The following is a 10,531-nucleotide window of genomic DNA, read 5'->3' on the forward strand; positions in this document are numbered from 1 at the left end:
ATGGCCTTGGAGGATTGATTGTCGATAAGTAGGCAATCACGGATGCGCACTACCGTTACAAAGTGCACCAATCTCTAGCACGGCTAGACGTTGGGTTGAGGGAAGGGAAACCTTCTAAACAAAAGGTGGTAACACGAGTATTCGTCCTTTTACTAGCAAACGCTGGTAAAAGGACTTTTTTTATACACAAAAATCAAATAGCACCACACACGAAGAATTGGTAAGTACAAAAGCACGTTTTTTCAACAGAGAGCTTCGGTAGCTGAAAAGAAGCATCAAACGACTTTTAGAAAATGGCCAAGGAGTGATTCGTTCCGAGCAGTAGTTTGCAAGGCGACGACGGTAGCGACCGTTATCTGGCTAGAGTATGATCGTACTCGAAAAGGAGCTGTATGCGAGTACAGCTTAAACTGAGGTGGTAACACGCAAAAAGGCGTCCTCAAACAAGTCACAGGTGACTTGTTTGAGGATGCCTTTTTTTATTGAAAAAGACAAGAACTAGGGGGAAGACGATGATTTCATTAAAAGATATATCAGTAACATTCAATCAATCAAAGAAACCCGCGATCCAAGCGGTCAAAAACGTATCGATCGAGATCGACAAAGGGGACGTGTACGGCATCGTGGGTTACTCAGGCGCCGGGAAAAGTACACTCGTCCGTGTGATCAACTTATTGCAGCGCCCAAGCAGCGGCAGCGTCGTCGTCAACGGCACGGAGCTGACCACACTTTCTGCGAAAGACCTGCGAGAAAAACGGAAAACGATCGGAATGATCTTTCAGCACTTCAACTTGATGGACAGCCGCAATGTTTTTGATAACGTGGATTTTTCCTTGAAATATGGGGGACGGTCCAAACAGGAACGTCATCAAAAAGTAACCGAGCTGCTGACGCTTGTTGGATTGGAAGAAAAAGCCCAAGCGTTTCCTAGCCAACTATCTGGAGGGCAAAAGCAGCGGGTCGCCATTGCCAGAGCTTTGGCAAATGATCCAGAGATCTTGCTGTGCGATGAGGCAACTAGCGCCCTTGATCCGAAAACGACCTTACAGATATTGGCTTTGTTGAAAAAATTAAATCGGACTCTCGGTTTGACCATCGTGATCATTACCCATGAAATGCAAGTTGTCAAAGAAATCTGCAACAAAGTGGCAGTGATGGAAGACGGTGAAGTTATTGAGCAAGGTTCGAGCGTTCAGATTTTTAGCCAACCAGAAAAACCATTGACCAAAGATTTCATCCGAACGGCGACGCACATCGACCAAGCCTTAGAAACGATCCTCGGCAGTTCGAAGTTTTCTTCCTTGGCACCGAATGAATGGCTGGTGGAGCTGTCCTACGTGGGGGATCAAACCAATGAACCACTGATCGCCCAATTGTACAGTCGCTACAAAGTGACCACCAATATTCTTTACGGTAACGTGGAGATCTTGCAAGAAGTGCCGATCGGCAGCTTGGTCGTTAGCTTATCCGGAGAGTACCAACAGCGCAAACATGCCTTAGAATATTTGAAGTCTCAAGGAGTGTACACCAATATTTTAAAAGAAAATCATGCAGAACCATTAAACAATGTGATTAAAGGAGGATTTTAGATGGCTGCCTTATTAGAAAGATATTTTCCCAATGTTGTTGCGATCCAAGATGAATTTGTCGCAGCAACGATCCAAACCTTGTATATGGTTTTTTGGACCTCCTTGATCGCGGGCATCTTAGGCATCTTGTTAGGGATCGTCCTGGTAGTGACTCGACCGAGTGGAATTTTAGAAAATCGACCACTCTTTGAATTTCTCGATAAGGTCATCAATGTGGTCCGCTCGATCCCTTTTATTATCTTATTGACGTTGCTAGGAACCTTTACCCGATTTCTTGTGGGAACGACGATCGGCGAAACAGCAGCATTGGTTCCTCTGATTGCTGGGATCATTCCTTTCTTTGCTCGGCAGATCGAGATTGCCTTGCTAGAAGTTGACCCCGGTGTCGTGGAAGCAGCCGAAGCGATGGGCACCAGTCCTTTCGGCATCATTTTTCGGGTCTATTTGCCAGAAGGCGTGGCGGGAATCATTCGGGTCTCTGCATTGACCGTGATCAATGTGATCGGATTGACCGCCATGGCAGGAGCAGTTGGCGCTGGCGGTTTAGGTAACTTAGCCATCACCCGCGGGTACAACCGATTCCAGACCGATGTCACGATCATGGCGACCTTGATCATCTTAGTATTCGTTTTTATCAGTCAATTTGTCAGCAACCTACTCATTAAACGAGTATCACACTGACCACCACTTACGTACAAATAAAAAAACAAGCAAGTCTATGGAGGAAGAAAAAATGAAAAAAATCGTACAATCAATCGTCTTAGGGGCAGCATTATTATTTATTACAGGATGCGGAAACAATGGCAGTGCCGCAGCCACTGATCAAGAAGAAGTCACTGTGAAATTAGGAGTGATTGGCGCGGACACCGATGTCTGGGATGATGTCAAAGATCGTTTGAAAGACGAAGGCATCAATTTAGAATATGTCCAATTCTCTGATTACAATCAACCCAACGCAGCATTAGCGGATGGTTCCATTGACCTCAATTCATTCCAACACCAATTTTTCTTGGACAATTATAATAAAGAATTTGGTACCGATCTCGTATCGATCGGCAATACAGTCAACGCGCCATTAGGCATTTATTCCGACAAAGTGACGGATGTCAACGACTTGGCTGAAGGAGCTAAAGTTGCGATCCCGAATGATGTGACCAATGGTGGTCGGGCATTACTCTTGTTACAATCAGCTGGATTGATCAAAGTGGATGAAGCAGCCGGACAAACACCAACGGTCGCGGATATTACTGAAAACCGTTTGAATTTAGAAATTTCGGAACTTGATGCAGCGCAAACAGCCCGGGCACTTTCCGATGTCGATGTTTCTGTTATCAATAGCGGCATGGCGGTAGATGCAGGATTTGTGCCTACCGAAGATGCAATCTTTTTAGAGCCTGTTGATGAAACGGCCCGTCCTTACGTCAACATCATTGCCGCCCGTAAAGAAGATGAAGACAATGAAGTTTACCAAAAAGTGGTTGCTGCTTACCAAACAGAGGATACGAAAAAAGTCATCGAGGAAACGTCAAAAGGATCAAGTGTTCCTGCTTGGGAAACCTTTGGGGCAAAATAAGTACCACGTAATTTGATATAAAATTGAAAAAACATGTATAAAAAAGGAGAGATTTGATTATGACAACAGCAACTATTACAAAAGCAACGATTAAACCATTTATCCAAGAGCGTTTAGCCGCTTATCAAGCCTTGGCATTAGATATCCATAATCACCCAGAAGTCAGCAACTATGAGTTTTACTCAGCCGATGCCCTGATCGCCCAATTAGAAAAAGAAGGCTTTGCTGTTAAAAAGGATGTCGCAGGACATCGCACCGGCTTTGATGCCCGCTATGTCAGTGGAAAACCGGGCCCGACGATTGCCTTTTTAGCTGAGTACGATGCGTTACCAGGGATCGGTCATGCTTGTGGGCACAATCTCTTCGGGACTTATTCCGTCTTAGCAGCCAGTGCCCTGCAACCTTTCATCGATGAGCTAGGCGGGGAGATTCGAGTCTATGGGACGCCAGGAGAAGAAGGTGGGGAAAATGGTTCCGCTAAAGGCAGTTTTGTCCGTGAAGGGTTCTTCAATGATGTCGATGCCGCTCTTTGTGTCCATCCAGCCCATCGCTATGGCAAAACGACAGCGTCATTAGCCAATGATCCAGTGGATATCAAGTTCTATGGTCGAGCTTCCCATGCGGCAGCTGCACCAGAAAAAGGCATCAACGCGTTAGAAGCATTGCTGCAAGTCTTTAACGGGATCAATGGATTGCGTCTGCACTTACCAAAAGACGTCAATATTCATGGTGTGATCACCGATGGTGGCGTGGCAGCCAATGTCGTGCCAGAATATGCAGCCGGTCGTTTTTATTTACGAGCAGCCAATCGTGCGACCTTGAACGATGTCTACGAGAAAGTCGAAAACATCGTCAAAGGAGCCGCTTTAGCCACGGGAGCGACCTATGAATTCGGCTTGTTCCAAAACTCCGTCGACGATGTGATCGTGACACCAAGTTTTGATGAGATCTTCTTTGCCCATGCCCAAGAAGCGGGCGTACCTGCCGATGAGATCGATACGGAAGCCAAAACAAGTCTTGGTTCTTCTGATGTCGGCAATGTCAGTCAAGTGATCCCGACGATCCAACCCACCGTTTCGATTTCAGATGACTACATTGCGGGTCATTCGGAAGAATTCAAAGCCGCTGCCAAGAGTGAAAAAGGCTTGCAGTCGATCGCTATCGCGGCTGAACTTTTAGCGCTGACCGCGTTAGATCTTTTTGAACAACCGGCGTTATTAGAAAAAATCAAAGCCGATCATCAAGAAAGCCTAGCAAAAGGCAATTAACGCCAAAACCTTGAAGGAAGATATCCAGAGGATACTCAATAATATAGAAGAAAAAAAAGTCTCTGCCGCAAAATGTCGGTAGAGACTTTTTAGTTAGTCGATGACTAAAATGCCTTCTTTCAATGAAAAAGGATTTTGTTGATTGATATGATCGTAGAACATGACCCCGTTCAAATGATCGATCTCATGCTGAATGACGATCGCAGGATAGTTCTTTAAACGAACTTTTTTCTTTTTGCCGTTGATGTCGTAATAGCTGATCGTGATCCGGGCATGGCGTACCACGTAGCCAGGGACTTCACGGTCCACGGACAGGCAGCCCTCGCCTTCACCCAAACAAGCTTCTTGCACGGAATGACTTAGAATTTTAGGATTGTAAAGAACATCTTTAAAATCAGGTTCTGCTTTTTCTGGGTCGCTGCTAGGGACGAGGACCGCTGTGATTCGTTTTGAAATATCTAATTGAGGAGCTGCTAGACCAACACCACCTCTTAATTCGAGTTCTTCTGCCTTGACTGGGTCTTGGCTGTTTTCTAAAAAGGTCATCATTTCTTTTCCTAGTGCGATATCTTCTTCGCTCAAAGGAAATGGTACTTCTTTTGCTACTTCACGCAAGGTTGGATTGCCTTCGCGAATAATATCATCCATTGTAATCATTGATGATGTGATTCCTCCTACTATGTAAAAATGACGAAAGCAAGTTTCGTTCCTAATAAAGTGTACCACAAGTGCAGAAAGAAGGGCATAAGAAAGTTTAAACGGTAAAGCTTTCTTATTAAATGAAACGATATTTCTATATTTATGATTTAATTATGAAATATAGTTGCGAACAGGGAGAGAATCAGTTATAATGCTTTTATAGAAAACGGTATCACGATAGTGACTCACCAAGGAGGCAAAGAGATGTTCGGCTTTTCTGTATTTATGAACGAAGACTTGACGGCAGCAGAACTTGAGCAGATGACTGCGATGGCATCAGGCTTTAAAGGGATTTTCACCTCCATGCACATACCAGAAGACGATCGCAGTACCTATCGGCAGCGTCTGACGGACTTGGGAGGTTTCGCAAAAGACCATCAGCTGTCTTTAATGGTAGATATTTCTGGAAACGCCTTAGCAGAAGCGGGCTTTTCCATCGACAATCTGGCGGAACTAAGGGAGATCGGTGTAACTGGTTTACGAATGGACTATGCCATCGACAATCAACAAATCGCTGCTTTTTCAAAAGAAATGACCATTAGTTTGAATGCCAGTACATTAACGGAAAAAGACATTCGAGAGCTGCAGACGTATGGAGCTGATTTTACTCGTTTGGAAGCTTGGCACAATTATTACCCCCGACCAGAAACAGGACTGGATGCTGACTGGTTTCAGGAGAAGAACCGCTGGTTGAAAGCACAAGGCTTTTTCGTCCAAGCCTTTGTTCCAGGAGATGCCAAGAAACGCGGACCGTTATTTCAAGGATTACCCACACTGGAAAGACACCGCAACTGGTCGCCTTTTGCCGCAGCGATCGACTTGTTGGCTACTGGCTCAGTTGATGCTGTTTACATTGGTGATGGGATGGTTTCTGCAAAAAGTGCGCAGCAGTTTGCGACGTATCTGCAAGAAGCGCGGATCGTTTTGCGGGTCAAAGATCTTGGTTCTACTTACTTTGAACACGTACTAGGGGATCACCAGAATCGTTACGATGAAGCTCGGGATGTCTTGCGCAGTGCTGATGCCCGTTTCAATGCTATTCCAGAAGTCAAACCTGAACTTAGTCAAGAGCGGACAATTGGTGCTGTGACGATCGATAACCAAGAGTATTTGCGCTATATGGGAGAGATTCAAGTGTGCAAACGTCCTTTGCCAGCAGACCCAAAAGTCAACCTCGCCGCTCAGGTGATACCAGCTGATCTGCCTTTGATCCAACAAATCAAAGCAGGGATGCGATTTAAATTAGAAAGAGATGATTCCAATGAATAAAATCAATTTAGACAAATTAACGACTGAACGACGCAATAGCGAAACGAGTAATTTAGATGAAATGACAATTTTAGAAGCGTGTCAAAAAATGAACCAAGAAGATCAAAAAGTTGCCTATGCGGTGGAAAATGAAATTCCTAGTATTGAAAAAGTGATTGAACAAACTATCGCTGCTTTTAAAAAAGGCGGACGCTTGATTTATCTTGGCGCTGGGACAAGTGGTCGATTAGGCGTCTTGGATGCGGCCGAATGTGTCCCAACCTTTGGGGTATCACCTGAGATGGTGGTCGGTCTGATCGCCGGTGGTGAAGAAGCGATGACGGTCGCTGTCGAAGGAGCAGAAGACTCCTTAACGCTAGGGAAACAAGACCTTGTCGATCTGAAGTTGAACCCAAATGACATGGTGATCGGGATCGCTGCCAGTGGTAGAACGCCTTACGTGATTGGGGCTCTTGATTACGCCAATGAGCTTGGTGCCACAACGGCTACGATCGCTTGTAACAAAGATGCGGAGATCTCTCAACATGCCAGCTTTCCAATTGAAGTCGATTGTGGCCCAGAGTTTCTGACGGGTTCGACTCGTTTGAAATCAGGAACTGCCCAAAAATTGATTTTGAATATGATCTCGACGTTATCGATGGTAGGGATCGGTAAAGTCTACAATAATTTGATGGTCGACGTGAAAGCGACCAACGAAAAATTGGTGGAACGCTCAAAACGGATCATCATGCAGGCAACTGAAGCTGATTATGAAACAGCCGCTGCAGCATTTGAAGAAGCAGATCAGAATGTCAAATTGGCGATCGTGATGCTGTTGACGGATAGCACGAAAGACGAAGCACAAGCAAAACTTGCCACGGCACAAGGGTTTGTCAAAACGGCGTTAGGAGGAGAAAAGTAATGGCAAAAGAAACACTGACGGTAGAAGAGTTAGCGGAGAAGATTTTTCAAGAAGCCGGCGGAATGGACAACGTAGAAACAGTCAATCACTGTATGACTCGCGTACGAATGACCGTCCGCGACCACGACAAGGTCGATCAACAAGGGTTAAAAGAGATTCCCGGCGTGATGGGTGTCGTCAATGACGAGCAGCTGCAAGTCATTATCGGACCAGGGAAAGTCAACAAAGTAGCTAACGCAATGGTGGCAAAAGCCGGTGTTGATTTAGGGCAAGAGATCCCGCAGCAAAAATCAGGCAAAGAGGCGTTATCAGAAAAAACGGCAGAGATGAAAGCAGCCCAAAAAGCCAAACAAAAATCATCACCATTGAAGTCGCTGCTGAAAGACATTTCAAATATCTTTGTTCCAATGATTCCAGCCTTCGTTGGTGCAGGACTCGTTGCAGGGATCGCCTCCGTTCTGACCAACATGATCACTGCTGGAAATTTATATGGAGACACTTGGAATTATTATGTCATGATTTTAAACGTCCTAAGAAATGGGATGTTCACCTATTTAGCAATCTTTACTGGGGTCAATGCTGCGCAGGTCTTTAAAGCCAATCCAACCCTTGGTGGAGTGATCGGTTCGATCATCTTGCTGACCGGTATGAACCCAGAAGCCCCGATCCAAAACTTGTTCACCGGCGAAGCTTTAGCTGCCAACCAAGGAGGGATCATCGGTGTGATCTTCGCTGTATGGCTTTTGGCGAAATTAGAGGCAGTGCTGCATCGAGTGATTCCTGAAGCGATCGATATTATCGTGACTCCGACGTTGTGTTTGTTGATCATCGGTTTGACGGAGATTTTCTTGATCATGCCATTGGCAGGTCTGATCTCTGACAGCTTAGTCGGTTCAATCACTTGGGTCTTGAATGTGGGCGGTGCGTTTTCTGGGTTTGTCTTAGGGGCGGCCTTCCTACCAATGGTCATGTTTGGTTTGCATCAAATTTTAACCCCGATCCACATCCAAATGATCGAAGCAACAGGCAGCACGCAATTATTACCGATTTTAGCCATGGCTGGTGCCGGTCAAGTCGGAGCAGCTTTCGCCTTATGGGTACGACTACGTAAAGACAAAGAGCTTTCTGAAATGATCAAAGGTGCATTGCCAGTTGGGATCTTAGGTATCGGCGAACCATTGATCTACGGAGTGACATTGCCATTAGGTCGACCATTTATCACTGCTTGTATTGGTGGTGGGATCGGTGGTGCGGTCATTGGCGCTTTGACAAATATCGGCGCAACGGCGATTGGACCATCAGGGCTAGCTTTGATTCCATTGATTGCCAACGGCCGTTGGATGGGCTATATTTTCGGCTTGTTAGCAGGCTATGCTGGCGGCTTCGTTGCCACCTACTTCTTTGGGATTCCTAAAGATCGCTTAGAAGCAGTCAAAGAAAGCGAGGCAGAGGAGGCAAAACCAGCTGCAACCGTCACTTCCGTGCAACCGCAACCAAAAGAAACGAGTGAAACGGCGGCAAAGGAAACGGCAGCAAATTCATCAGCAACAACGATCGATACACCCTTATACGCAGTAGCAACAGGCACGACAAAATCAATCAGTGCATCAAGTGATCCGGTATTTTCGCAAAAAATGATGGGCGATGGGTATTTTGTCTTGCCAGACAATGGAGCGATCTTTGCACCAGCAGCAGGAACGATCACGACGATTTTCCCAACGAAACATGCATTGGGGATCAAGACTGCCAGCGGACTAGAGATTCTGCTACACATGGGTGTCGACACCGTGGAATTGCAAGGAGCACCTTTTAAAATCCTGGTGGAGGAAGGCCAAGCCGTGACACCAGTCACCCAAGTTGCCCAAGTCGATTTGGCGCAGTTGACGGCTAAAGGCAAAGCTTCTGAGATGCTTGTCATTATCACCAATATGGACCAAGCAGCCAACGTTGAACTGTTACCGATCGCGGAAACAAACGCAGGTCAAGCAGTCATGCATGTGGCAACGATAAAATAATGGTAAAACCTCTATCTGATAAAGATGGAGGTTTTTTTTAAGAAGTTACTAAATTGATTGCGGAAACGAGGCCTTTATGTTACAGTTTCGTTACAAAGGGAGAAATCCCATTCGAGGAGGCAATGATGATGAAAAAAATAATTTGGTTCGGACTAATGACGCTGGCATTTTCACCAATGATGGTTCATGCAGATGAAACGGCTACGAGTGGAAGTGACAATCCGGTTGCCGTTAGCGAGACGCTTTCATCAGAAGGGCAAACAGACAGTGAGCAGATTCAAAATTCTGCCCAAGAAAGTACAGATGAAAACCAAGAAACGGATCAATCCGCTACTTCAGAAACTACAGCTGACGAGAATCAAGAGCCAGTCGATTCCGAAGCCGTTATTGCCTCGATCCAAGCAGAGACAGGGACGCAAAACGTCAATGAGATCAACACGTTAGCCGATGAACCTAGTTCGCTTCGTAGCGCCTTAACCCAAGGGATCACTGAAGGCAGTGTGACCGCATTTACCCAAGAACAGTTGGACCAGTTGACAGATGAAGAATTGACCAATGGCAATCGCCTAGCGCTACGTTATTCTAGTGATGCGATGGGCTTTGATATTGCTTACTTGGCAAAAATCATCGGTGCCTTGTTTGTCGATCAGACGTTATCCTGGGAAGCCATTGAGCCGCAACTGGCTTTTGATGCGAATAGCTACGCCAGTTTTGCTGACTTGATTCCTGTCGTGGATCAGTTGCAGGAATATTTACAGGTCGTCTATCCAGCAGACGGAGTCTTTTTACATTTGAATCAAGCCGTTTCCAACGAATGGATGATCTCAATTTTGACCAATTTGAATCAGATGGAACAAGAGATGCAAGTTGATCCAGGTGCCTTTGTCCCCGGACGGATCTCTTATATCATTCAAGCGGCAAATGATTCCATGTATCTGCCTACAGGCACGCAAACGAGTACGACTGAAGAAGCGACGGCAACTTCGACGACAGCCCAAGAAACAGCGACAACGACTTCTTCGAAAGAGGCAGACGCAACTGCCGATGGCGAAAAAACATTACCTAAAACCAATGAAGCGCCAAGTTATACCTTATTGATCGCAGGTGTTATCCTGCTGCTGATCGTTTTCTTGATTTTATGGCGCCGAAAGAAAAAATGACCGTTATTTATAATCGGCGGAATGAAAAAATAGCAACCTTCGTTTTCCATCAGGGAA

General features: G+C 45.7%; 9 protein-coding genes and 1 other annotated feature (1 of these 10 cut by a window edge). Of the genes, 8 read left to right on the forward strand and 1 reads right to left on the reverse strand.

Translation table 11 applies throughout. From position 1 onward, the window contains the following. Window positions 1-152, forward strand: a binding site (T-box leader) (it extends 87 nt beyond the left edge of the window). A gap of 360 nt (window positions 153-512) precedes the next feature. Genes IGJ01_RS01905 through IGJ01_RS01920 form a run of 4 tightly spaced genes read left to right on the forward strand, consistent with a single transcriptional unit; the run spans window position 513 to window position 4,430 of the window. Continuing rightward, window positions 513-1,589: a methionine ABC transporter ATP-binding protein gene (locus IGJ01_RS01905; RefSeq protein WP_005232319.1), complete on the forward strand. Its 1,077-nt coding sequence runs from the start codon at window positions 513-515 to the stop codon at window positions 1,587-1,589. Next, window positions 1,590-2,270, forward strand: a complete 681-nt coding sequence (locus IGJ01_RS01910) for a methionine ABC transporter permease (RefSeq protein WP_005232318.1) — start codon at window positions 1,590-1,592, stop codon at window positions 2,268-2,270. 52 nt (window positions 2,271-2,322) lie between these two features. Beyond that, the gene (locus tag IGJ01_RS01915; RefSeq protein WP_008376213.1) at window positions 2,323-3,162 is read left to right on the forward strand and encodes a MetQ/NlpA family ABC transporter substrate-binding protein; all 840 of its coding nucleotides are present in this window, start codon (window positions 2,323-2,325) and stop codon (window positions 3,160-3,162) included. A 59-nt stretch (window positions 3,163-3,221) separates the two neighbouring features. Beyond that, window positions 3,222-4,430 carry a M20 family metallopeptidase gene (locus tag IGJ01_RS01920; protein ID WP_005232314.1) on the forward strand — a complete coding sequence of 403 codons (1,209 nt, stop codon included), beginning with the start codon at window positions 3,222-3,224 and terminating at the stop codon, window positions 4,428-4,430. A gap of 93 nt (window positions 4,431-4,523) precedes the next feature. On the opposite strand, the gene def is transcribed toward IGJ01_RS01920, so the two are convergent. Further along, complete coding sequence (gene def / locus IGJ01_RS01925) at window positions 4,524-5,087, reverse strand: peptide deformylase (RefSeq protein WP_429947330.1); 564 nt, start codon at window positions 5,085-5,087, stop codon at window positions 4,524-4,526. Between the two features lie 246 nt (window positions 5,088-5,333). Between def and IGJ01_RS01930 the strand changes: the two genes are divergently transcribed. From IGJ01_RS01930 to IGJ01_RS01945, 4 genes are all read left to right on the forward strand, one after another. Continuing rightward, entirely contained in the window at window positions 5,334-6,398 is a 1,065-nt protein-coding gene (locus IGJ01_RS01930) for a DUF871 domain-containing protein (RefSeq protein ID WP_034878114.1), read from the forward strand. Beyond that, a complete protein-coding gene (murQ, locus tag IGJ01_RS01935; RefSeq protein ID WP_042890168.1) occupies window positions 6,391-7,299 on the forward strand; it encodes an N-acetylmuramic acid 6-phosphate etherase in 909 nt (302 codons plus the stop codon). The genes IGJ01_RS01930 and murQ overlap by 8 nt, the downstream gene beginning before the upstream one ends. Continuing rightward, a complete protein-coding gene (locus tag IGJ01_RS01940) occupies window positions 7,299-9,314 on the forward strand; it encodes a glucose PTS transporter subunit IIA (protein ID WP_429970096.1) in 2,016 nt (671 codons plus the stop codon). Before murQ ends, IGJ01_RS01940 begins: the two co-directional genes overlap by 1 nt. Window positions 9,315-9,442: 128 nt before the next feature. Beyond that, window positions 9,443-10,474: an LPXTG cell wall anchor domain-containing protein gene (locus IGJ01_RS01945; RefSeq protein ID WP_430601333.1), complete on the forward strand. Its 1,032-nt coding sequence runs from the start codon at window positions 9,443-9,445 to the stop codon at window positions 10,472-10,474. The last annotated feature ends 57 nt before the right edge of the window (window positions 10,475-10,531 follow it).

The organism is Enterococcus sp. AZ089 (assembly GCF_050547225.1).
Lineage (GTDB): Bacteria > Bacillota > Bacilli > Lactobacillales > Enterococcaceae > Enterococcus_D > Enterococcus_D entomosocium.

Coding starts and splice junctions, on each gene's coding strand:
- IGJ01_RS01930 (WP_034878114.1), top strand. CDS start 5,334: ATGTTCGGCTTTTCTGTATTTATGAACGAAGACTTGACGGCAGCAGAA.
- IGJ01_RS01910 (WP_005232318.1), top strand. CDS start 1,590: ATGGCTGCCTTATTAGAAAGATATTTTCCCAATGTTGTTGCGATCCAA.
- def (WP_429947330.1), bottom strand. CDS start 5,087: ATGATTACAATGGATGATATTATTCGCGAAGGCAATCCAACCTTGCGT.
- IGJ01_RS01915 (WP_008376213.1), top strand. CDS start 2,323: ATGAAAAAAATCGTACAATCAATCGTCTTAGGGGCAGCATTATTATTT.
- murQ (WP_042890168.1), top strand. CDS start 6,391: ATGAATAAAATCAATTTAGACAAATTAACGACTGAACGACGCAATAGC.
- IGJ01_RS01940 (WP_429970096.1), top strand. CDS start 7,299: ATGGCAAAAGAAACACTGACGGTAGAAGAGTTAGCGGAGAAGATTTTT.
- IGJ01_RS01945 (WP_430601333.1), top strand. CDS start 9,443: ATGAAAAAAATAATTTGGTTCGGACTAATGACGCTGGCATTTTCACCA.
- IGJ01_RS01920 (WP_005232314.1), top strand. CDS start 3,222: ATGACAACAGCAACTATTACAAAAGCAACGATTAAACCATTTATCCAA.
- IGJ01_RS01905 (WP_005232319.1), top strand. CDS start 513: ATGATTTCATTAAAAGATATATCAGTAACATTCAATCAATCAAAGAAA.